Here is a 23,467-nt window from a genome sequence, read left to right as displayed (position 1 = left end):
ACGGGTCAGACCCGTTACGTAACGGTCAGCTGCGCATGCGGGTGCCGGTCGGGTCGAACGGGGCTTCGGCGAGCATGACCGCAGGGCGGACCACGCCGACGACTTCGATCTCCCACGGCCCTTCGCTCGCCGCGTCCTCGATCGGGACGTAGCCGAGCGCGATCGACTGGCCACTGTGATGGGCATAGCCGCCGGAGGTGACCCAGCCGACGACGGACCCGTCGTGCCAGATCGGCTCGTTGCCGATGCAGTCCGCGGCGTCGTCGCCTGTACCCGCGTCCATCGAGAACGCCACGAGCTTGCGCGCCGGTCCCTCCGCCTTCGCCGCAGCTGCCGCGTCGCGACCGATGAAGTCCTTGTCGAGCTTCACCATCCATCCCACGTTCGCTTCGTACGGCGTGTAGATCGGGCGGTACTCCGTGGCCCATGATCCCCAGCACTTGTCGAGCCGCATCGAGTCGAGCGCTCGACCGCCGAACAACCGGATCCCGTGGTCGGAACCCGCATCCATCAGCGAGTCGAACAGCTGCGGCTGGTAGCCACCGGAACACCAGATCTCGAACCCGAGATCACCGGTGAACGTGACTCGACCGATCATCGCCGGCACCTTCCCGACCCAGGTGTCCCGGAAGTCGAGAAACCGGAACGCATCGTTCGACACGTCGAAGTCGACGAGCTCCGCGAGCACGGCGCGAGACCGCGGCCCCGCGATCGACAACCCCGTCATCTCCGGTCCACAGACTCGCAGGTGCACCGATCCATCGGTCGGGAGGTGCTGGCGGAACCAGCGCTCGTGATAGTGCTGTGCCGGACCGGAACCGAAGATCATGAACCGCTCCTCACCGAGACCGTCCGCGAGCGCGCCGACCGTGAAGTCGCCGATGATCCTGCCGTTGGGGTTCAGCATCGGCGACAGGGCGAGTCGACCCGCCGGCGGAATGTGGTTCGCGAGCACATGATCCAGCCACGAACGCGCGCCCGGTCCGGTCACCTCGTACTTCGCGTACCCGGTCGTCTCGAACAGCCCGACGCCACCACGGACCGCGGCGACCTCCTCCGCCACGACCTCGAACGCGTTGGACCGGCGGAACGTGACGTGCTCGACCGGTTCCTCACCGACGCGCTGGAACCAGAGCGGCACCTCGAGGCCGTACGACGCTCCGAACACCGCGTTGCGCTCGACGAGACGGTCGTGGATCGGCGACGTGATGTGCGGGCGGGCGGCGACCAGCTCCTCGTTGGGGAAGGTGATCCGGAATCGCCGGCCGTAGTTCTCGCGCACCTTCGCGTTCGTGTAGCGCGGGGTCGCCCAGTCGCCGAATCGGGCGTTGTCCATCCCCCACACATCGAACCCGGGATCGCCCTCGGTCATCCAGTTCGCCATGCTCAGGCCGACACCACCGCCTTGGCTGAGCCCGGCCATCACGCCGCAGGCGAGCCAGTGCCCCGGCTGGTTCCTGACCGGTCCGATCAGTGGGTTGCCGTCGGGGGCGAACGTGAACGGGCCGTTGATCGTGTCCTTGATCCCGATCTCCTGGAAGATCGGGAAGTGCTGGAATCCGACGTCGAGGTTCGCCGCGATCCGTTCGAGGTCGGGCGTGAGCAGTTGCGCACCGAAGTTCCAGTCGGTCGAGTGCGGTGACCATGGCACGCCGCCGCGCTCGTAGGTTCCGAGCAGCAGCGAGTTGCCCTCCTCGCGCATGTAGATCTCACCGCCGAGGTCGACGACGTGGAAGCCCGGCATCGACGATTGCGAGCGCCACTCGGCGAGCTGCGGCACCTCGTCGGTGATGAGGTACATGTGCTCCATCGCGAGCACGGGGAGCTCCAGGCCGGTCATCCGCCCGACCTCGCGCGCCCACAGTCCACCCGCGTTCACGAAGTGTTCGCAGTTGATGGTGCCGAGGTCGGCGTCGTTGCGGGTGTCGTGGACGTGGAGGTCCCACGAACCGTCGACCGCGCGGGTGATGTCGTGGACCCACACGTACCGATGGACCTCCGCACCCCGCTGCTTGGCGGAGTCGGCGTAGGCGTGGGTGACTCCCGACGGGTCGACGTGGCCCTCGTGACGGTCCCACATCGCGCCGACGAAGTGCGCCGGATCGAGGAACGGCACCATCTGGTGAGCTTCCTCGGCCGAGATCAGCTCGGTCTCCATCCCGAGATAGCGCCCGCGGGCGTGGGCCATGCGGAGGTAGTCCATCCGTTCGGGTGTGTCGGCCAGCTGCAGTCCGCTCGTCATGTGGATGCCACAGTCCCGGCCCGACTCGGCTTGGATCTGCTCGTACAGCTCGACCGTGTAGCGCTGGAGCGCAGCGACGTTCGGGTCGCCGTTGAGCGTGTGCATCCCACCCGCGGAATGCCAGGTCGACCCGTGGGTCAGCTCGCGTCGCTCGACCATCATCACGTCGGTCCAACCGGCGAGGGTCAGGTGATACAGCACCGACGCGCCGACGACCCCGCCTCCGATGACCACCACCTGTGCCCGATCCTTCATCACATCTCCTCGGCGAGAACGCGCGATGGTGACGGACACCAACGCGCATTCTCAGTAGTCGGTTTCGACGCCGCCTTCGCTGATGCGACGGTCGACGTACTCTCGCAGTTCTGCCACGACCGCGTCGTCGATCGGGGGAGGTTCGTAGCTCTCCAGGAGCTCGCTGGCCACCGCGTTCGCGCGTGTTCGCGCGTCGGGCTGACCCAGTTCCGTCCACGACTCCCAGTTGCGCCAGTCGCTCACCATCGGCGAGTAGAACTCCGTCGAGTACCGCGACTGCGTGTGCGGTTCACCGAAGAAATGGCCCGCCGGACCGACACCCGCGATCGCGTCGACCGCCAGCGCATCGTCGCTCAGATCGAGCGGCTCGAGGAAGGCGCTCACCATGTGCAAGAGGTCGGCGTCGATGACCATCTTCTCCAAGCTCGCGTGCAGGCCACCCTCCATCCATCCGGCACCGTGCATCACGAAGTTCGCGCCACCCATGATCGCTCCCCACAGGGCCCACACCGTCTCGTAGCCGGCCTGCGCATCGACCGCGTTCGACGCGCTCACCGCCGACGACCGGTACGGGATCCCGTACCGACGTGCGAGCTGGCCACCGACGATCGACGCCTTGGCGTACTCGGGTGTCCCGAATGCGGGCGATCCGGATCGCATGTCGACGTTCGACGTGAACCCGCCGTAGACGGCCGGCGCTCCCGGGCGCACCACTTGGGTGAAGGCCAGTCCGGCGAGCGCTTCCGCGTTCTGTTGGACGAGGGCACCCGCCAAGGTGATCGGTGCCATCGCGCCCGCCAGGGTGAACGGCGTGATGATCACCGGCTGATTCCGCGCCGACATCTGGATGATTCCCTCGAGCATCGGATGGTCGTAGCGCAGCGGCGACGACGCGTTGATGATCGAGGTGATGCTCGGCTCGCGGTCCAGGGTCTCGTCATCGACCCCGCGAGCGATCCGCGTCATCTCGATCCCGTCGAGGTTGCGCTGTCGACCGAGCGAGTAGACGTGGAACGACTTGTCGGTGAGCGTGTGTGCGTCGTAGGCGGCTTCGAGGTGGCGGATCGACGGGTGCAGATCGACCGGTTCGACCGGGTAACCCGCGAAGGTGTGAATCGAGTTGAGCAGGTGCGCGACGCGGAGGAGATCCCGGTAGCCGGCACGGTCGCCGATGCGATGAACGCCGTCGAGATCGACATAGTTCGGGGCGCTGGCCACCGACGCGAAAGCCACCCGGTCACCGCCGATCCGAAGATCCCGACCGGGTACACGACCGTGCAGGGTGAATTCGTGTGGGATGTGGGCGACGGTTTCCAGCACCATGTCCGGATCGAATCGGACCCGTTCATCGTCGACGATCGCACCCGCTCCGGCGAGCAACTGGCGGGCCTCTTCGTGCAGGATGTCGATGCCGACGTCGGCGAGAACCCGCAGCGACGCGTCGTGGATCGCGTCGATTCCCGACGCGGACACCAGCTCCGTCGGCGGCAGCTGTCGGACCGGCTGGACGAACGGGCGTTGCTCGGTGAGGACGTTGCGAACCCGCCGCGGGCCCTTGCCTCGGCGACGACGTTCCGTCATGCGCTGAACGTAGTCGTCGCGCGACCGAGACCAGGTCGACACCTACTGCTACTACCGTGGACCCATGGCAGCGGTACTCGACCTCGGCATCGACCTCGATGCATGGCCGTGGATCTGGCTCGGCGTCGCCGCCATCTTCGCGCTGGTCGAGCTGACCGCACTGGCCGGAACGTTCGTCCTGCTGCCGTTCGCGGTGTCGGCATTCCTGGCGTCGATCGCCGGGTTCTACGACGCCTCGGTCGAGGTCCAGTGGGGCATCTTCGTGATCGCGGGCGCCATTCTGTGGTGGCTCTTCTGGCGGTACCTCCGGCGGTTCGTCAACGACCATGCCATGCCCGAAGGAGTGGGAGCGGACCGTCTGATCGGGACCATCGCATTCGTCACCGCCGACATCGACCCCGACGACCGAAACCGTCGAGGCCGCGTCAAGGTCCTCGGTGAGGAATGGGGTGCGTTGACCCACGAGACGCATCTCCTCCCGAAGGGATCGAAGGTTCGGGTCACCGCGATGGAAGGGACGCGCGTCATGGTCGAAGCGCTGATCGTCCCACCGCCGTCGCAGCCCCCCATGGCGCCACCAGCCGCGCCCCCCAGCCACACATCGGAGGAAACATGACCCCAGTTGCCATCGTCGTCGGCGTTCTCGCACTCGTCGGCATCGCCGTGTTGATCGCGGCGGTCAAGATCGTGCGTCCCTATCAACGCGGACTCGTCGAACGCCTCGGCAAGTACAAGACGACCGAGGAGCCGGGGTTGCGGCTGATCTTTCCGTTCATCGAGACGATGCAGTTGATCGACATGCGCGAGCAGGTGGTCGACGTCCCGCCCCAGGAAGTCATCACCGAGGACAACGTCGTCGTCTCGGTCGACGCCGTCGTCTACTACGAGGCGACCGACCCACAGCGACTCGTCTACAACGTCGCCGACTTCTTCACCGCGATCACCAAGCTCGCCCAGACGAACCTGCGCAACCTGATCGGCGACATGGAACTCGACCGCGCACTCACGTCGCGCGACACCATCAACACCCAGCTGCGCGAGGTGCTCGACGACGCCACCGACAAGTGGGGCGTCCGCGTCGTGCGTGTCGAGATCCAGCGCATCGATCCGCCGCCGGACATCGTGTCGGCGATGCACGCCCAGATGCGTGCCGAGCGTGATCGTCGTGCGACCGTCACCGAGGCGAAGGGATACCAGGAGGCGGCGATCGCCCGCGCCGACGGTGAACAGCAGGCTGCGGTCCTCTCCGCTCAGGGTCGCAAGGAAGCCGCGATTCTCGACGCGCAGGGTGATGCCGAAGCGATCGAGTTGCGCGCCGCCGCCAACAAGCTCCGCCTCGACCTGCTCGGTCAGGGTGAAGGGCTCGCCGCGAAGGCCCGCCTCACCGGCATCAAGGAAGCGAACACCGACAACAACGTGCTCACGGTCGAGTACCTGACGGCGCTCGAGCGAATCGGTGACGGCCGGGCGACGAAGCTCGTGATCCCCGCCGAGTTCTCGGGTCTGTTGGGCGCGGTCGCTGCCTTCTCCGAGACGATCCGCCCGGACGATCCGACCGACGAGGTCCGCCCGAAGGACGGTCTGCCGATCCCCGCCGACAACGATCGCGTCGACCTACCTCAGCCGAACCGGGACGATCACCGGGACCGCTGATGCGCTACGCCGACGCTCCTGCGGCCGGGTGGTATCCCGATCCCGAGCACAGCGCGCGCCTGCGGTGGTGGGACGGCTTCGACTGGTCCGACATCAAGCGGGCACCGCCGAGTGAGGCGGAATTGATCGCGGCCGAGGAGAACCGCGAGTTCTTCGAGAACGCCCAAGGCGCGAACCCGATGCCGACGCAGGCGGCGCCGACGACCGGCGGATACAACCGACAGGAAGCGCAGCAGCTGATCGCCGAGGTGCGCGACGTCGCCCGCCAGGAAGTCGATCGGGCGGCCGAGGAGTTCTCGCAACGTGCGACCAACGCCGTGCGCAGCGTGAGCCCCTTGATCAGCGACTACACCAGTCAGATCGCCAAGTGGATCCGGCGCGCGATCATCATCGCGATCGTGCTGCTCGTCGCGTACTTCGTGTTCCAGGTGGTCGCCCAAGCCAGCTTCTTCACCTGGCTCGGCGACCGCGTCGACAACATCACCGACCCCGACGAGTCCGGCCTCAGCACGTTCTCCTCCGTTCTCGTCGCGATCACGCCCGCATAGCGGGTCGAATCGCGACGAGAAACCAACCGCGCCTCACGTGGGTTCGACGCCGGCGAGTCGGTAGGCGAACGTGTGGGCACCGGTCGGGATCTCGTCGCGGTCGAGTACGTCTGGGCCGCAACTCGCCGTCCCGAGGCCGCGGTGCGCGACGTCGACGTGCACGATCAACCGCCTCGATGCGGTGAGGTCGGTCTCGTGAGCGGCCGCGTACAGATCCTCGTCTCGGTGATGCGTCGCGGAGACGTGCAGCGACGTCGGCACGAGCACGTCGAGGCGGACCGTCTCACCGGTCGATGAGCGGATGAACTCGAACCAGCGACAGTCGGTACGGAGCCCGAACTCCTGTGGCACGAGGTACGGCTGCGAATCGATTGCCGACTCCCAGACGCCCAGCATCGACCCGCGGTTCCGATCCGGATAGTTCTCACCGGGGCCGCGGCCGAACCAACGGACGCGATCGAATCCCGCGGGCAACTCGAACGTCGTGCCCACCCGTCCGAGGTCGGACAAGTCGTCGGGGACCACCACCGTGTGGCGATGCACGACGCCACCACCGTCGTCGACGTCACGTCGGTGCGTGTGCTCGACGAACTCCTCGGCCGAGTCCCGGTCGATTCCCATCGACTGCCAGTGCCTCAGCGCCGTGCCTCCGATGCCATGGCGCTCGGCCAGCCCGGGCATCAGCTTGTAGCCGTCGTTGTCGGTCGGGGCACGAAAGATCGACAGCGCCGGCTCGATCGAGCCGACGTCGAATGCTCCCGTCGATCGAGCAAGGGAGTCGAGCGTGCGTCGCTTCGGGGCGCGGAGCTGGACTTGATCCCAGCCGACGAGGTGTCCGGCCGACGCCCATGCCATGTCCGACCGTTGGTGCCAACGCACCGCGAGATGGACGTCGGGCTCAGCGGGCAGCGGGCACGGCAGTGGGACGGTCACCGACTCGAGCGGCCCCACTTCCACATCGAGCTCTCCCTCCATCGCGACCTCCCCCGCGACGGTCAGCTGCCAGGTCGCCTCGAGATCGGCGAGGTCGATGTGGCTCCGTCGGTTGGTGATCGTCAGCTTCGAGCGGCCGGCCAACTCCACGGTCACGGGTCGGTAGACCCACTGGACCTCGGTCATCGCCGGGTGCGGGACGAGGTCGGCCGACATCAGCCCGTCCGCCACGAAGTTCCCGTCGTGGATGGTCTCGCCGAACTGCCCGCCGTACGCGAAACCACGTCTGCCGTTCGGGAGGCGGGTGGTGAGTCCGTGGTCCTTCCACTCCCAGATGAAACCGCCCTGGAGACCGGGCGTCGACGTGATCGCGTCCCAGTAGTCGGCGAGCGACCCGTTCGAGTTGCCCATCGCATGCGAGTACTCGCACATGATCAGCGGTCGATCGCCCTTCGGGTTCCGGCCGTACTCGACGATCTCCTCGATGGTCGGATACATCGGGCACACCACGTCGGTCGACCCGCGGCCACCGTCGACCCAACCATCGTGGAAGACCGCTCCTTCGTAGTGCAGCGGTCGTGACGGGTCGGCCGCGCAGATCCAGCCTGCGGCCGCAGCGTGGTTGTCGCCGTGGCCCGATTCGTTGCCGAGCGACCACATCACGATCGAGGGATGATTGCGGTCACGGTTGACCATGCGCGCCGCCCGCTCGACCCACGCCGACCGGTAGCGATCGTCGTGACACAGGCTGGTGTTGTACGCGTGGCTCTCGACGTTCGCCTCGTCGACGACGTACATCCCGATCTCGTCGGCGATGGCGAGCAGTCGTGGGTCGTTCGGATAGTGCGCTGTTCGGACGGCGTTGATGTTGTGACGGCGCATCGCGAGCAGGTCATCGCGCATGTCGTCGACCGTGACGGCCTTGCCTCGTTGCGGATGATGATCGTGGCGGTTCACACCGAAGAACCAGATCGGCCGGCCGTTGACGGTGAACTGGCGGTCGCGGATCTCGATCGATCGGAACCCGACCAGCTGGGTGTGCACCTCGCCCGGGTCGCCGTCGGGGTCGAGCAGTTCGGCGAGCACGCGATACCGGTTCGGCGCCTCGGCGGACCACGCGTCGACGCGTGAGATGTCGATGGTCGCCCGCACGGTGTGCCCGGTGAATCGATACGGCCGGGCGAACTGCTGCGGGACCTCACCCGTGTGCGGTTCGACCAAGGCCGTGCCGTCGAGATCCTCGATCGTCGTGCGGACCGTCCATCCTTCTGTCGGCGGGACGGATCCGCCCACGGTGGTCGTCACCTCGAGACGACCTGCGCCGGAGATGTGGTTGTAGCCGGCGTCGCACGTGAGCGCGGTGATCCCCGTCTCGGCACGCGCCTCGACCCACACGTCGCGGTGCAGTCCCGCCATCCACCACTGGTCTTGATCCTCGATGTAGCTGTGCGCACTGAATCGGCACACGACGATCGCGAGGTCGTTGCGGCCGGTCGTCACCGCGTCGGTGATGTCGTACTCACTGGCCAATCGGCTGTCGGTGCCGTACCCCGCGAACCGACCGTTCACGTAGACGGTGTGCACACTCTCGGCGCCACCGATGTGGAGCACGATCTGGCGACCCGACCACTTCTTCGGAACGTTCAGCGCACGGCGATACACCCCGGTCGGGTTGCGGTCCGGGAGGCGGGGCGGCGGCCCGTCGAACGGCATCTGCACGTTGGTGTACTGAGGGAGATCTGCCTGGCCGTACTGATCGACGGCGTCCTGCAACGTCCAGTTGCCCGGGACCGCGACCCGCGTCCACGCCGTGCCGTCGGGCGCACCGGTGACCGCCGAAGCGTCGACCTTGTCAGGACGGTCGAAGAGCCGAAAGTCCCACCGCCCGTTCAACGACGTCTGCCACGACCCACCCGCCGTCACCAGAGGATCGGAGGAGCGCGCCTCGTCGACCGTGCGAAACGCCGCCGTCGGCGGCACCATCGCCAACCGCGAGATCGACGTCACCCCAGGGTCCCCCCACGGCGAGAAACCTTCCATCTCCGAACTCACCGGCGCGATTCTCACACACGACCAAGGAGCAGGACCGCCTCAGCAAAGCAGCGGACAGGAGCCGCCCGGAGTGTTCAGATCGCGAGCTGGTCGGATCAGGCGCCGTCGTGGACCCAGACGGAGGTATCGAGCGGCATGATGCCCGAATCCCAGATCCAGTCCATCGCGGGGACGCTCACCCGCACGCAACCGTGCGACGCGGGATAGTTCGGGATGCTGTTCGAACCGTGCACGGCGACGCCGCCGACGAAGTACTTCGGTCGGTAGATCTGGCCGAGGTCGCCTTCCCACCAGCCCTCGGCGCGTTCACGGTTGACCTCGTGGAGTCCGCTCGGTGTGAGCGAGACGCCGCTGATCATTTCACCCGGCGTGTTCTGGTCGGCCTCGGTGTACTCCTCACCGTTTCCGGTCGAGACGTTGAGGACCCACTCGGTCTTGCCGTCGATCACGAAGAACAGCAATTGCTTGCCTTTGTCGATCTCGACGAGCGTGCCGGAGTTGGCGCGTGCGTTCGGACGAACGGTTTCGACCGTCAGCGCCTGTGCGGTCTGCTCATCGACGCGTCCACTCGGATCGGCGAAGCCCATGTACTTCTGGAACGCCATCACCGCTTGGCTCGTCGTCAGGCCGTAGTCGCCATCGACTCCGCCGACCCAGAATCCGAGATCGAGCAGTCGCTGCTGAACCCGCGACGCTTCGCCGCCGCTGTTGCCACCGATCGGCTGGATCGGCACGTCCATCGGGGCGACCGTCTGGATCGTGTCCGGAATCGTGGTCGTGGTGGTCGTCGTGGTCGAGGTCGTCGACGTGGTGGTGGTCGATGTCGTCGGCGTCGCCGTTGTCGTCGGAGCCAACGTGGAGGGCGGAGCCATCGTCGTCGTGGTCACCTGTGCTGCCGCGGCCGCAGCTCCTTCGCCGCCGCCACCTCCGGCCATCGCGGACGAGCAGCCGACGAGCGCGGCAAAGCCGAAAACGACTCCACATCCGATCAGCGCCTTGCGACGTTCGTCCAATACCACGATGCGAGAGCGTACCGCTGGGGACCCCACGGAACCGGTCTTTCCACCCGAAAAACGACGGATCATCCCCGATTTCGTCACCGAAACGTCATCTGACCGTCGACAAGACCTTCATACACGCTCGGTTCGTCGCGAATCCGGCCGATGTCGAAGACAGAGGCCACCTGCTCGAGCGCTGTCGAAGGGCCGTCGTCATCGCCCACTTCCGTGCCCGACGAGGACAACAGAGCACGCACGACATCGCGCACCGTCTGGCCTTCCGCCTGCAGTTCGTCGAGCGAAACGGACCCATGGCGTTTCGACAGTCGCTCGCCGTCGGTGCCCATCACGAGTGGGACGTGGGCGTACGTGGGGGTGGGAAGACCGAGCAGATGTTGGAGATGGATTTGGCGCGGTGTCGAGGCGAGCAGATCGTCCCCGCGCACCACCTGGGTCACGCCCTGGAGCGCATCATCGACCACGACTGCGAGGTTGTAGGCGGGCACGCCGTCGTTGCGCTGGAGCACGACATCGTCGACGCCGCCGTCGGAGTGTCCGCAGACGAGGTCGGTGAACTCGATCAGCACCGCTTCGTCCTCGCGTTCCATCGACCGGTCGGCACGCAGCCGAAGCGCGGGAGTCCGCCCGCCGTCGAGCAGTTGCCGACGCCGCTCGGCGGTCAGTCGGCGGCATATTCCCGGGTAGGAACCGGGCGGAAGGTGCGGCGCATTCGGGGAGTTCTCGATCTCCGCGCGAACCTCGCGCCGCGAGCAGAAGCACTCGTAGAGGAGGTCACGGGACCGAAGCGTTGCGAGCGCGTCGCGGTACAGGTCGAAACGCTCACTCTGCCGCACCACGGCGCCCGACCAGTCGACCCCGATCGCGGCGAGGTCCGCCAGTTGCACGCGCTCGTGCTCGGGTTCGGATTGGACGCGGTCGAGGTCCTCCATCCTCACGATGAACTCGAGTCCGCGGGACCTGGCCGCCAGCCACGCGAGCAACGCCGTGCGCAGGTTTCCGAGGTGCAGTCGCCCAGTCGGAGATGGCGCGAAGCGTCCACTCATGTGAGCATTCTGACGATGGGATCACCACGGCGCCAACGACGTGGCGCACGACGCGGACGCACCACGGCGCGACACACGATCTCTCCCACCGGTTCCGGCAGTCGGCTGGACCGGCGGTCACGCATGGACGTGATCCTGGCACGCGACTCGGCAACGTGCGTGTGGTGTCGCCGCGACGTGGGCGTCGGGCTCGTCGAGGCGACGACCGAACACGTCGTGCCACGCATCAAGGGAGGACCGAGTTGGTTGGAGAACGAGGTGGCGGCGTGTGGCCGGTGCAACCGGCGGCGGGGACATCGCACGCCGAGTGAATGGGCGGACGAGTGTGAGGGGCTCGGTTGGGAACCAGATCGCGAGCGCTTGATCCGCGTCCTTCAATCGCTCCAACGCAAGATCGCCGAACGTGGCGGTCAACGCCGTGCTCGCCCCTACATCGCATCGCAACTCCGACGGCTCCGCGCGTCGCTGACCTGACCTGATGCGCGACTCGGCCCGATGACCGCGTCTCGCGAGTCGCGTCTCCGTCTCGTACAGTTCGGGGAATGCGGTGCCATGTCTGCAACGTCGAGGTGGGCGACGGTCAACGGTTCTGCCACGAGTGTGGCGAATCACTCGAGGACGTGACCGCGCGCGTCGACCGGATCGATGCGTCCGCTGGGCCGCCATCCGACAGCGACACGACGTCCGACGAAACGATGTCGGACGACACGATGCAGTCGTCTGATGCGCCACCGGAGGACAGCAGCGATCGCGCCGTCACCGGCGACGAGCCCGATGCCGAGCCCGTGGCGACGGACGATGAGGCCGATGTCGCCACCGTGGACTCGGATGACCCGACCACCTCGACGGACGAGGACGTGCCGAGCACCGCCGCCTCGACCCCGACCGCGGAGGTCGACGCGCAGCCGAGCGTCGCGTCGACGAAGACCGAGCCACTCCGAATCGTCGAGGCGACCCCGGCGTCGGCCGTTCCGTCCGCATTCGACGACACCGAGGCCGTCCCGGCCACTCCTCACGCGTCCAACCCCGCCGACGAACCGACGGTCATCGTTCCCGTCGTCGCCGGCACTCCGGCCGGTCGCGACGGTCAGGTCACCGACGAACTCCCGATGACCGCACCGTTGTTCGACGGGGTCGACGATGTCGATCAGTACACGGTCGAGTCGCAAGGGTTCAAGCTGCGGGCGTCGTTCGTGCTCGCGTTCCTCGCCCTGGTCGCGACCTTGATGGCGACCGTCGCCGACACGATCGACATCCGCACGAGCCGCCCAATCGACGGCATCCCCGTCGGCATTCGGATCCTCGAGGATTTCGGAACGAATCTCGCGATCGGTGGGTACATCGGCACGGCGCTGATGCTGATCGGTGGTCTGCTCAGCTGCTTCGGTCTGCGCTGGGGAGCGGGGCTCGCCGGAGGCGCGGGACTCGCAACGGCCGGCTGGGCGGCGATGACGCTCGGCCTGATCGAGGTTCCGATTCACGAAGCCGAGGGTCGCACCAGCAATGCCGGTGCGACGACGACCGGCTTCGAGCTCGAGGTGACACGGGACCTCGGATGGTTCCTGATCGTTGCGGTCGGCGTGATCGGCGGCTTGGTGTTCCTCACGTCGCTGCGCATGGCGGGGCGGGGGCGGCGCGCCGGCTTGAATCCGTGGGTCGCTGCAGTCGGCGCGGTCGGTGCGGTGATCCTCGCCGTAGGTCCGTTGATCCCGCTCGGCGAAGCGACATTCGATCTGAATCTTGGTTTCGTCGGCCTGTCCCGCGTGTTCTTCGTCGGTCGACTCGTCGCGCTGGGGCTCCTCGCGTTCACCGGTGTCGTCGGCTTCCTGTCGGTGCGAACGTATGGACTGGGTCTGGTCGGGGGCGGCCTGAGCATCGCCACGTGGCTGTGGGCGACCTCGCTGGCCGAGTTCGGAGACCGGCCGGTCGGCGTCGCCGTAGGCAACCTCGGTACCGACGAAACCGTTCCCCATGCCGTCACCTCGGTCGGCCTCGCGGTGTCGCTGTTGATGCTCGCCGTCGCCACGGCGCTCGCCACCGCAACACGCCCCTGACGCGACAGAACCCCCTGCAATGCAAGGGGTTCATCGTGCGCGAGGGGGGACTTGAACCCCCACGCCCTTTCGGACACCAGCACCTGAAGCTGGCGCGTCTGCCATTCCGCCACTCGCGCAAAGTGGACACGGGAACGCTAGCGGCCGCGTCCACCGTTGCCCACCGTCGATTCCGCGTTCGGTACGTCTGGATTCTGGTCGTTCGGTTTCCCGTTCCGAGTTCTGATCACCCCGTGCCGGAGTGTGCTCAGACACTTCAACCGGCGCGCTGCGTCCCGACGCCCGTTGGCAGCGCCCTACCATCGCCCCATGTCACGCGCCGCTCCGCTGGTCCTGGCCATCGCCCTCCTCGCCGGCGCCTGCTCGGGCGGCTCGGACGAAGCGGCCCCGACAACGACGACACCGGCCACGACGGAGGCACCACCAGCCACGGAATCGAACACCCCGACAACCGACGAGACGACCACCACGGCCACCGTCGCTCCAACCACCACCGTCGACGAAGCCACCCTCCTCGCCGAGGCCGAAGCCGCCTACCTCGAGGCGTTTGAAGTCGGCAAGGAAGTCATCCGCAACCCCGAGGACCCCGACAACGAAGCACAAATCCGCGACCACTTCAGCGGTCAGAACCTTGACGGCACTCTCGCCGACCTTCGTCGAGCCATTGACGGCGGCTTCATTGCGGTTGAGTCGCCCCAGAATCCGTCGACGGCGACAATCATCGAGCCTGCACGCTTCAAAGACGATGCTCGCGACGTCGCGCTGCTATCGGTGTGCGAGTTCAATAGCGACCGAATCTTCGAGGTCGGAGCCGCGCCAGGCGAAGTCGACGTCCTGCGACGTGACGACCCAGTGTCAATCATCCTCACGGCACAGATGGTGCTCGTAGACGGGTCATGGAAGCTGGATTCAGGAACGCGTGGCGATGAGATTCGAGATGAGGTGTCGCGGTGTTCCGACGTCGCGTGACGGTCGCGCTGTTCGTGCTCAGCTCGGCCACGATGATCCACGGTCGCACGACCAGCGCTCAACCGGAAAGTGAACTGCCATCAGACTCCACGACGAGCAATGAGGATGCGGAGCCACAAGCACCTGCCCCGAGACCGACATTCGGGACAGGCGCCGACGGCGAGATCGAGACCACGCTCGATGACCTGCCGAGCAGCGGTGGTTCTGGCGGCGGCGAGTCTTCGGCGGGAACGGCGACCTTCGAGCGGGACTGCACGTGGACGCCGGCGAACGTCAGCAACATGGGTGGCCCTGCGTTGCCCGCCGACATCGCCGACGACACCGACATCTTTGCGCAGGTCACGAATGACGCGAACGAAACCGGGTGGCTTCGACTCTGCGCCGGTGACCTCGCACCGCTCTTCGTCTGGGTCGCCCCAGCGGTCGACCCGATCGATCTCGTACCAGGAGCTTCGGCTCGAGCGCGGGCGCAGCTTCCGTTGCCCAGTCCGAACATGAACCCGACCGCCGAAGTCGGGTCCGTCGTCAACCTCGGCGTCTGGTTCGCCATCGACGACCCGGGCCCCACGACGGCCCGAGCGACCCTCGGTACCGCATGGGCACAGGTGCAGGGAACGTTCGAGTCGGTCAGTATCGACCCCGGCGACGGCTCGAACCCGGTGACGTGCGACGGGTTCGGCACGCCGTATCCGGAAGGCTCGAACGACCCTGATGAAGGCCCGTGCGGACACACCTACCTCGAGCGCACACCCGACGATCAACCCAACCAGATGACGTACACGACCACCTACGCCCTCACCTGGTCCACGAGCGACGGCCGATCCGGCAGCCTCGGCACCTACGACCGCTCCACCACCTTCGACTACGACATCAACGAGATCCAGACTGTCGGCACGGGCTGACGTCGCGCGCCTCGGAGAACCGGTTCACGAGTCGAATCCGCGCCCTCGCTGCGATCTCGTCGCGAAACGACCCGCGAGCCGGGCGAGAGCGCGACGAGAACCGAGAGGCGCGGCAACCGGACGCGGCAATCGAGGCGCGGGCCGGAGCGGGATGGGGACCGGCGGCGGCGGTCCCACGGGGCCGACCTCCAGGGTTCCCGTCGCGGATCGACCCGGCAGGCGGGCAGAAGCGCGACGAGAACACAAAGGGCGGACGGGCGGTGGGAGCGGGGCGGGACGGACGGAGGGACCGTGCGCGGCGAACGTGGCGCGCCGCCGAACGGAGGGGTTCGGGAAGTAGCGTCACGGGTCACCTATGGGATTGCAATCGTTGGAGCGCCGTCTGGAGCGTATGGTCGAGGGCGTGTTCCGACGTTCCCGCGGATCGATCCGCCCCATCGAGCTCGGTCGTCGTCTCGTGCGCGAGATGGACGACAACCGTACGGTTGACGTGAAGGGTCGCCGCATGGTTCCCAACGACTTCACCGTCCTGCTCAGCCCGAACGACCATGCCGGCTTCGCGGACATCGAGACCGCGCTCGTCACCGAGCTGGCCGAGGCCGCTCGCGAGTACGCCCGCGAAGAGGCGTACCACTTCATCGGACCCGTCGCGGTCACCCTGTCCGTCGACGACCGTCTCAAGCCCGGCCGCTTCAACATCGTGTCGCAGCTCAAGCAGTCTCGTGGCGGCGTGGGCGCCGGTTCGCTCGTGCTTCCGTCGGGCCAGCGCGTCAGCCTCGGTGAGCACACCACCACTGTCGGTCGCCTTCCCGAGAGCACGATCACCATCGATGACGGCAACGTCAGCCGGGAGCACGCGCGCATCGCGCCGGGCGCCCGCGGCTATGTCGTCACCGACCTCGGCTCCACCAACGGCACCCTCGTCAACGGCACCCGCATCGCAGGCCAGCAACAACTCGGCGACGGCGACATCATCAGCTTCGGCTCCACTCACCTGCGCTTCGAGGCGTCTTGACCTCAGCCCTCGCGGCGGTGGCGGTGACGATTCCATGAGTGACCAGGTCCTCAACATCTTGAAGCTGAGCCTTCTGGGCTTGCTCTACATCTTCTTCGCGCGCGTCCTCTGGGCAGTGTGGAGCGAGGTCAAGAGCCCGCGACCCCGCCCGGTCGCACGCACTCAGCAACCAGGTGGCGGCGGAACGGCTCCGCAACCGCGTCCCGCCACAGCGACGAGGAACACCAAGCCGGCCAAGGGGCGCGGCGGCAAGGCCGCGAGGATCGTCGTCCTCGAACCGAAGCACCGGCGTGGCACCGCCGTGGCACTCGACAACGAGATCACCCTCGGGCGGGACGACAGTTGCACGATCTCGATCCAGGACGACTCGTTCGTCTCCACGCTCCACCTGCGTGTGTACGACTACGACGGCCAGCCGATGGTCGAGGACCTCGGCTCCACGAACGGCACGTTCCACAACGGCACCCGACTGCACGGAAGCAAGCTGCTGCAGCCCGGCGATCGCGTCCAGGTCGGAACGACCGTGTTCGAGGCACAATGAGCCCGACACGACGCGACGCAACGACGCTTCCGATGACTTTGACTGGCGAATCCGATGGCTGAACTCAAGTGGGGTGCGGGAACGCACCCGGGCCAGATCCGCCCCGACAACGAGGACCATCTGTTCGCGTCGGACGGCGTGTACGTCGTCGCCGACGGGATGGGTGGGCACGAGGCCGGCGAGGTCGCGAGCGCGCTCGCCGTCGAACGGATCCGCGAGGCGCTGGCCGACGACGAGCTGGCACCGACCGCCGAGCGCGTCGTCGAGGCGATCACCAGCGCCAACGGCGACATCTTCCGCGCGGCGATCGCGAACCCCGCCCAGTCCGGCATGGGAACCACCGTGACCGTGATCGCGGTCATCCAGGATCCGATGGCCGGGCGCGGCGAACCGAACATCGACGACAACGATCCACTCGACCCCGACCGGGTCACACCGATCGTCCCCCGCGAACAGCCCGAGGCGCTGGTGCTCGCGAACGTCGGCGACTCGCGTACCTATCTCCTCCGGCACGGTCGCCTGCGCCGCGTCACGATCGACCACAGCTACGTCCAAGAGCTCGTGTCGACCGGACACATCACCGACGACGAGGCGCGCACCCATCCACGTCGCAACATCATCACCCGTGCGCTCGGCATCGAACCCGACGTGAAGGTCGACTGGTGGACGCTGCCCCTCGTGCGGGGCGACCGGTTCCTCCTGTGCAGCGACGGCCTGGTCGATGAAGTGGCGGACACGACGATCGTGTCGACACTGCTCGAGATCGAGGATCCGCAAGAGGCCGCCAACGAGCTGATCGAGCAGGCGAACACCGCCGGTGGACGCGACAACGTGACGGTGATCGTGGTCGACGTCCTCGAGGGTGACGACCCGCCCGATCCGACGCAGGAACTGGACCTGACTCCCACGTGGGCCGACGACCCCGATGCCGACGTCGAGGCCATCGACCCGGACGAGCCCGACGCGGACGACGGCATCTCCTCCGACGAGGTGGCTGCGGCCGGCCTCAGCCGACGCGAACGTCGTCGCCGAGGAAAGGCCGGCGAGGGCGACGGGACCGACGTCGTACCGGGCGACAACGACGCCGATCCGGACGATGACGATGAGGCTCCCGGCACCAAACGACGGTCGCGGCTGCTCAAGGCGGTCATCGCGTTCGTCGTTCTCGCACTCGTCGTCACGGTGTTCGCGCTCACAGCACGGTGGGCACGCAACGACTACTTCGTGGACTTCGACGACTCCGGTGGCGTCGTCATCTACCAGGGGAAACCCGATGGTTTCCTCTGGTTCGACCCGACCGCGGAAACCGCGGGGAACCCGTCGCGCGACGACCTCGACGAGGACAGCGTCGACCTCGTTGATGCCCGCCCGACGTTCTCCAGCTTCGAAGATGCGGAAACATTCGTCCGTGAGCTCGATCTGGCCGAGACGACACCGGACACCGACGCGACCGACGACACGTCGGACGCGACGCGCACGACCGACTCCGCCACGACCGGCACGACACCCGCACCCGGCACCACCGAGGCGTCATGACCGACACGCTCGAGGCTGACCTCGAGCCGACTCGGCTCAGTCGACGCGAACGACGAGCTGCTGCTCCGCTCGCGTATCGCCGCCGCAACGTCGAACTCTCGCTGATCATCCTCGCCGCCGCGATCACGGCGATGGCGTACACCGTGGCGTCGCTCGGCTCGAACGCCGAGATCCCGGCGGGCATCTTCGGGTTCGTCGCGATCCTCCTCGGGCTGCTGCTGATCGCCCACCTCGCGGTCCGCAAGTTCGCGATCGGCGCCGACGCGACGCTGCTCCCGCTCGCGGCGCTGCTGCACGGCATCGGCTTCGTGATGATCACCCGCCTCGACGACACGCTCGCCGGGCTGCAGTCGCTGTGGAGCCTGATCGCCGTCGCGACGTTCGTCGCCGTGTTGCTCGTCGTCCGCCGGGTCACCGACCTGGCCCGCTTCCGGTGGACGTTCTTCGCGGCCGGCGCGATCGGGCTGCTGCTGCCGATGGTCCCCGGACTCGGTGCGAACATCAACGGCGCACGCATCTGGGTCAGCGTCGGTCCGATCAACTTCCAGCCCGGCGAGTTCGCCAAGGTCGCCCTCGCGATCTTCTTCGCCGCGTACTTCGCGGACAACCGGGAGTTGATCGCGGCCAAGACGTGGAAGGTCGGACCGTTCCATCTGCCCGAACCACGGTTCATCCTCCCGGTGTTGGTCGCGTGGGGGTTCGCGATCGTGGTGATGGTCGGCCAGCGCGACCTCGGCTCGTCGCTGCTGTTCTTCACCCTGTTCGTGGTGATGATCTGGGTCGCGACCGAACGCGTCGGGTGGCTCCTGCTCGGGGCAGTGCTCTTCGCCGGCGCGGCCTACTTCTCGTGGACCCAGTTCAGCCACGTCCAGACACGCGTCGACATCTGGATCGACCCGTGGTCCGACTCACTCGACCGGGGGTACCAGATCGTCCAGTCGCTGTTCGGTCTCGCCGACGGCGGCCTCACCGGAACCGGCCTGGGTCGCGGCAACCCGAACCAGGTACCCGAGGCCCAGAACGACTTCATCTTCGCCTCGATCGGAGAGGAACTCGGCCTGATCGGTGGGACCGCGATCCTGATGTCGTACCTGCTGATCGTGGGCGCCGGCCTGCGCACCGCGTTGCGCACCGACCGCGAGTTCGAGAAGCTCTTGGCGGTCGGGCTCACCACGATCATCGGCGTGCAGGCGTTCATCATCATCGGCGGCGTGATCAAACTCGTCCCGCTCACGGGCATCACGCTCCCGTTCGTGAGCTACGGCGGTTCGTCGCTCGTGTCGAACTACATCCTGCTCGCCCTCCTGATGCGCGTGTCGGATTCTGCAGCGCGCCGCATCGGCGAGGTCCCCGACGAACCGACTCCCGGTGAACGCTGGGCGGCGTGGAAGCTGCGCCGCGAGATCCGACGCGACCAGAAGCGGGCGGCGAAGCGCTCCGAGGCCGCCGCGTGAACAAACAGATCCGCCAGCTCGCCCTGGGTCTGATGACCCTGTACGTCGTCCTGTTCGCCACCCTCAACTACTGGACGGTCGCGCAGGAGGAGGAACTCAACGCGAACATCGAGAACACGCGCGCTGTGCGCCGGGAGTTCGACCGACCACGGGGTCCGATCGTCACGGCCGACGGGGTGGTCGCAGCGGAGTCCGTGCCGAACCCGGACCCCGACGCCGAGTTCGACCGCCTGCGCGAGTACCCCACCGGCGATCTGTTGTCGAACATCACCGGCTACTTCACGCTCAGTTTCGGGTCGACCGGTGTCGAGCGCGTCTACGGCGACGTGCTGACCGGCACGACGACCGAACAGCAGATCCGCGCCCTCGGCGACCTGTTGTCGAGCGACGTCGACAACTCCGGAACGGTCCAGCTCTCCGTTCGCAACGACCTCCAGGCCGCGGCAAAATTCGCGCTGGCCGGTCGCAGCGGGTCGGTCGTCGTGACGGAGGTGGAGACCGGTGCGGTCCGTGCGATGTACAGCAACCCCTCCTACGACCCGAACACGTTCGTGAACCTGCCGTTCGAGGACGCCCAGGAAGCGATCGTCGACCTCCAGAACGCTCCGGGCAACCCACTCCTGTCGGGCGCGTTCCAGCAGCGGTACATGCCGGGTTCGACGTTCAAGGTGATCACGACCGGCATCGGACTGGAGAACGGCGTGATCGACACCACCTCCGAGTTCGAGCGGGTCTCGGAATGGGTACCGCCCCAGACGACCGACCCGATCGAGAACTACCGCGGCTCGGTGTGCGGCGGCGACCTCCCCGAGGTGTTCCGGCGCAGCTGCAACATCCCCTTCGCGCAGACCGCGATCCTGCTCGGTCCCGATCGCATGGTCGACGGAGTCGGCGACTGGGGAATCGGCGAGGCCCTGCCGCTCGACATCCCGGGTTCGGCGGCGAGCACGTTCGGTGACACGACCGACCTCGACGAGCGGCTTCCGCTCCTCGGAATCCGCGGGTTCGGGCAGAACGACGACCAGATGGTGCCGCTCCACATGGCGATGGTCGCCGGAACCGTCGCGAACGGTGGCCGGATGATGGAGCCGTACGTCGTGGAGTCCACCTACGACCACCAGGGTCGCGTTCTGAACGACACCGACCCGGAGGTGTGGAAGACGCCGATCTCCGCGCAGACCGCAGCCACGTTGACGGAGCTCATGACGGGAGTCACCGAGGGCGAAGGTGGCACCGGACAGAGCGTGCAGCTCGCCGGAGGTCAGCGTTTCGCCGCGAAGACCGGGACCGCGGAACTCGGCCTGGTCGACGACCCCGACCGGGTCCACGCGTGGATGATCGGCTTCGCGCCGCTGGAGGCCCCGAAATATGCGATCTCGGTCGTTCTCACGGACCTCACATCGACGCAGGCCGACGCCGCGACGGGCGGTCGCGAGGCCGGACCGATCCTGAAGGCGATGCTCGACTACCTCCTCACCGGTCCCGGTGCCAACGTCCAACTCGGGGGTCCCGGGTGAGGCTCCGGACCACCCAGCCCTGCGGAGGCAGCGAGATTCGGCCCAGTTATCCTCGATCGACGGCTCGGACGGGGCCCGGGAGAACTGAACTGTGACAAACCAAGAGGCAACGGTCATCAACGACCGTTACGAAGTGCACAAGCGCATCGGACGCGGCGGCATGGCCGACGTGTTCTCGGCGCGCGACCTGCTCCTCGACCGCCAGGTGGCCATCAAGGTCCTGTTCCCCGAATTCGCGACCGACGACAACTTTGTCGAGCGGTTCCGCCGCGAAGCCCAGTCGGCGGCCAACCTGTCGCACCCCAACATCGTCAACGTCTACGACTGGGGCAAGTACGAAGGCACCTACTTCATCGCGATGGAAGAGGTCCAGGGGCGCACGCTCGCCGACGTCTTGAAGACCAACGGTCAGCTCACCTCGAAGCAGGCCGCCGAGATCGCGAGCGAAGTCGCCGCCGCACTCGGATTCGCGCACGAGAAGGGCACCGCCCACCGGGACATCAAGCCGGCGAACATCCTGATCGGCCGCAACGGCCAGGTGAAGGTCGCCGACTTCGGCATCGCCCGAGCGATGAACGCGCCGACCGAATCGAACCTCACGCAGGTCGGCTCCGTGATGGGCACTGCGACGTACTTCTCGCCCGAGCAGGCCCAAGGCGCACAGCCCGATCCACGCAGCGACCTGTACTCGCTCGGCATCGTGATGTACGAGATGCTCGCCGGCCGGCCGCCGTTCACGGGCGACAACCCGGTCAGCATCGCCTACAAGCAGGTGCACGATGCGCCGCAACCGCTCGTCCAGATCGTCGCCGACGTGCCGAAGGGCTACGAGGCGATGGTCGCGAAGCTGCTCGCGAAGGACCCGCAGGTGCGCTACCCGGGCGCGAGCGCGCTGCGTGACGACCTGCGCCGGTTCCGCAACGACGAACCGGTGCAGGCACTGAGCGACGCCGCGGCCACCCGGACCCGCGCGGCCGAAGCCGAAACCGCTGCACTCGGAGCGGCCGCAGCTGCTGCCGCCGCCGCAACCACGGTCGCGGCTGCCCAAGCCGGCGCACCGCCCGTCGATCCGCAGTCCTCGGCGGTCCCCTCGACCGGCATGTACGAAGCCGGCTACCCGACCGGCGCGTCCGCCGAAGCCGACTACTACGACGCGGGCGGGTCCCGCACCGGCTGGTACGCGCTCGCTGCGTTCCTCGCGCTGATCGCACTCGTCGCCGGTGGCGTGTTGCTGTTCCAGGCGCTCGGCCCGAACGACGACGGGGCCGAGCCGGGCCAGTTCATCCTCGACGACTACTCCAACCGATCGCTCACGATCGTCACCGCCGAACTCGCCGAACTCGACCTGCAGTTCCGCACGATCGAGGAGGAGGACGCCTCGGTTCCTCCCAACTTCGTCGTGCGGACCGATCCGCCGGCCGGATCGGTCGTCCTCGAATCACAGGTGATCCAGGTCTTCTTCAACCCGGACCCGCAGCTCCTCAACGTGCCCAACGTGGTCGGCGACGACGTCGAAGAGGCGCGCGCGACGCTCGAAGGCGACGGGTTCAACGTCGGAACGATCACGGTCGACGACGAGAGCGACGAAGCCGCCGGCACCGTGTTGTCCACCGAGCCCGAAGCCGGCACCCCGGTACCGCAGGGAACGACGATCGATCTGACCATCGCGGGCGAACAGGACACTTTCCCGGTCCCCGGCGTGGTCGGCCAGATCGAGCAACTGGCGATCGACACGCTGGAAGCTCCACCGGGTGAGTTCAACGTGGTCGTACAACGAGTTCCGAGTGACACGATCGACGCAGGCTTCGTCGTGTCACAGAGTCCGAGTCAAGGTGACCTGCTCGAAACCGGCGCGACGGTGACCCTCGAGATCTCGAGCGGACCCGCTCCGATCAGCGTTCCGATGGTGGAAGGACTGTCGCAGAGCGAAGCGACCAACCGACTCCGCAACGCCGGCTTCACCGTGGCATCGCAGTTCCAGTCGGTGAGCGCGGGAAGCTCCAGCGACGGGATCGTCATCTCGCAGAATCCGGCGGCGGGAAACACCGCCGACGCGGGGACCACCGTCACGATCACGGTCGGCCAGGCCCAGGCTGCCACCACGACGTCCACCACGACGACCACCACGACCACCACGACGACGACCACCATCC

18 protein-coding genes and 1 tRNA gene are annotated in these 23,467 nt (G+C 67.1%); 13 read left to right on the top strand and 6 right to left on the bottom strand.

Features of this window, described 5'->3' with window-relative positions:
- Nucleotides 1-25: 25 nt before the first annotated feature.
- Nucleotides 26-2,497 (bottom strand): GcvT family protein, encoded by a 2,472-nt coding sequence (locus ON45_RS13260; protein WP_040494464.1) that lies wholly within the window; start codon nucleotides 2,495-2,497, stop codon nucleotides 26-28.
- A 51-nt stretch (nucleotides 2,498-2,548) separates the two neighbouring features.
- On the bottom strand, nucleotides 2,549-4,078 hold the full coding sequence (locus ON45_RS13255; RefSeq protein ID WP_040494471.1) for a trimethylamine methyltransferase family protein: 1,530 nt from the start codon (nucleotides 4,076-4,078) through the stop codon (nucleotides 2,549-2,551).
- Nucleotides 4,079-4,142: 64 nt separating this feature from the next.
- Between ON45_RS13255 and ON45_RS13250 the strand changes: the two genes are divergently transcribed.
- The 3 genes from ON45_RS13250 to ON45_RS13240 are packed head-to-tail and all read left to right on the top strand — an operon-like array spanning nucleotide 4,143 to nucleotide 6,279.
- On the top strand, nucleotides 4,143-4,694 hold the full coding sequence (locus ON45_RS13250) for an NfeD family protein (protein ID WP_040494463.1): 552 nt from the start codon (nucleotides 4,143-4,145) through the stop codon (nucleotides 4,692-4,694).
- Nucleotides 4,691-5,731 carry an SPFH domain-containing protein gene (locus ON45_RS13245; RefSeq protein WP_040494462.1) on the top strand — a complete coding sequence of 347 codons (1,041 nt, stop codon included), beginning with the start codon at nucleotides 4,691-4,693 and terminating at the stop codon, nucleotides 5,729-5,731. The genes ON45_RS13250 and ON45_RS13245 overlap by 4 nt, the downstream gene beginning before the upstream one ends.
- The gene (locus ON45_RS13240) at nucleotides 5,731-6,279 is read left to right on the top strand and encodes a DUF2510 domain-containing protein (protein ID WP_040494461.1); all 549 of its coding nucleotides are present in this window, start codon (nucleotides 5,731-5,733) and stop codon (nucleotides 6,277-6,279) included. Before ON45_RS13245 ends, ON45_RS13240 begins: the two co-directional genes overlap by 1 nt.
- Before the next feature lie 33 nt (nucleotides 6,280-6,312).
- Here ON45_RS13240 and ON45_RS13235 read toward each other — a convergent pair whose 3' ends face one another.
- The 3 genes from ON45_RS13235 to gluQRS form a co-directional block, all read right to left on the bottom strand.
- Nucleotides 6,313-9,264, bottom strand: coding sequence for a glycoside hydrolase family 2 TIM barrel-domain containing protein (locus ON45_RS13235; protein ID WP_206537696.1), 2,952 nt, complete (start codon nucleotides 9,262-9,264; stop codon nucleotides 6,313-6,315).
- A 95-nt stretch (nucleotides 9,265-9,359) separates the two neighbouring features.
- Nucleotides 9,360-10,283 (bottom strand): L,D-transpeptidase family protein, encoded by a 924-nt coding sequence (locus ON45_RS13230; RefSeq protein WP_148288680.1) that lies wholly within the window; start codon nucleotides 10,281-10,283, stop codon nucleotides 9,360-9,362.
- Nucleotides 10,284-10,360: 77 nt separating this feature from the next.
- Nucleotides 10,361-11,326, bottom strand: coding sequence for a tRNA glutamyl-Q(34) synthetase GluQRS (gene gluQRS / locus ON45_RS13225; protein ID WP_040494459.1), 966 nt, complete (start codon nucleotides 11,324-11,326; stop codon nucleotides 10,361-10,363).
- 123 nt (nucleotides 11,327-11,449) lie between these two features.
- Between gluQRS and ON45_RS13220 the strand changes: the two genes are divergently transcribed.
- Nucleotides 11,450-11,800: an HNH endonuclease gene (locus ON45_RS13220; protein ID WP_173400699.1), complete on the top strand. Its 351-nt coding sequence runs from the start codon at nucleotides 11,450-11,452 to the stop codon at nucleotides 11,798-11,800.
- A 68-nt stretch (nucleotides 11,801-11,868) separates the two neighbouring features.
- Entirely contained in the window at nucleotides 11,869-13,380 is a 1,512-nt protein-coding gene (locus ON45_RS13215; RefSeq protein WP_040494458.1) for a hypothetical protein, read from the top strand.
- Nucleotides 13,381-13,416: 36 nt separating this feature from the next.
- Here the strand turns inward: ON45_RS13215 and ON45_RS13210 are convergent.
- Nucleotides 13,417-13,499 (bottom strand) — tRNA-Leu (locus ON45_RS13210).
- A gap of 190 nt (nucleotides 13,500-13,689) precedes the next feature.
- Here ON45_RS13210 and ON45_RS23540 point away from each other — a divergent pair.
- From ON45_RS23540 to pknB, 8 genes are all read left to right on the top strand, one after another.
- Complete coding sequence (locus ON45_RS23540) at nucleotides 13,690-14,349, top strand: hypothetical protein (RefSeq protein ID WP_040494457.1); 660 nt, start codon at nucleotides 13,690-13,692, stop codon at nucleotides 14,347-14,349.
- Nucleotides 14,331-15,251 (top strand): hypothetical protein, encoded by a 921-nt coding sequence (locus ON45_RS13200; RefSeq protein ID WP_040494456.1) that lies wholly within the window; start codon nucleotides 14,331-14,333, stop codon nucleotides 15,249-15,251. The genes ON45_RS23540 and ON45_RS13200 overlap by 19 nt, the downstream gene beginning before the upstream one ends.
- A gap of 355 nt (nucleotides 15,252-15,606) precedes the next feature.
- Entirely contained in the window at nucleotides 15,607-16,266 is a 660-nt protein-coding gene (locus ON45_RS13195; RefSeq protein ID WP_083914949.1) for an FHA domain-containing protein, read from the top strand.
- A gap of 34 nt (nucleotides 16,267-16,300) precedes the next feature.
- The gene (locus ON45_RS21550) at nucleotides 16,301-16,807 is read left to right on the top strand and encodes an FHA domain-containing protein (RefSeq protein WP_051063027.1); all 507 of its coding nucleotides are present in this window, start codon (nucleotides 16,301-16,303) and stop codon (nucleotides 16,805-16,807) included.
- A gap of 54 nt (nucleotides 16,808-16,861) precedes the next feature.
- Nucleotides 16,862-18,343 carry a protein phosphatase 2C domain-containing protein gene (locus tag ON45_RS21545; protein WP_051063026.1) on the top strand — a complete coding sequence of 494 codons (1,482 nt, stop codon included), beginning with the start codon at nucleotides 16,862-16,864 and terminating at the stop codon, nucleotides 18,341-18,343.
- On the top strand, nucleotides 18,340-19,797 hold the full coding sequence (locus tag ON45_RS13180; RefSeq protein WP_051063025.1) for an FtsW/RodA/SpoVE family cell cycle protein: 1,458 nt from the start codon (nucleotides 18,340-18,342) through the stop codon (nucleotides 19,795-19,797). Before ON45_RS21545 ends, ON45_RS13180 begins: the two co-directional genes overlap by 4 nt.
- The gene (locus tag ON45_RS13175) at nucleotides 19,794-21,314 is read left to right on the top strand and encodes a peptidoglycan D,D-transpeptidase FtsI family protein (RefSeq protein WP_148288679.1); all 1,521 of its coding nucleotides are present in this window, start codon (nucleotides 19,794-19,796) and stop codon (nucleotides 21,312-21,314) included. Before ON45_RS13180 ends, ON45_RS13175 begins: the two co-directional genes overlap by 4 nt.
- Nucleotides 21,315-21,405: 91 nt before the next feature.
- The coding region (gene pknB / locus ON45_RS13170; protein WP_040494454.1) for a Stk1 family PASTA domain-containing Ser/Thr kinase at nucleotides 21,406-23,467 on the top strand (2,062 nt) is incomplete at its 3' end.

The sequence above is a fragment of the Ilumatobacter nonamiensis YM16-303 genome, assembly GCF_000350145.1.
In the GTDB taxonomy this organism is placed as follows: Bacteria; Actinomycetota; Acidimicrobiia; order Acidimicrobiales; family Ilumatobacteraceae; genus Ilumatobacter_A; species Ilumatobacter_A nonamiensis.
Note: the sequence above shows the minus strand (reverse complement) of the source record. Positions and strands in the feature narration are given on the sequence as shown.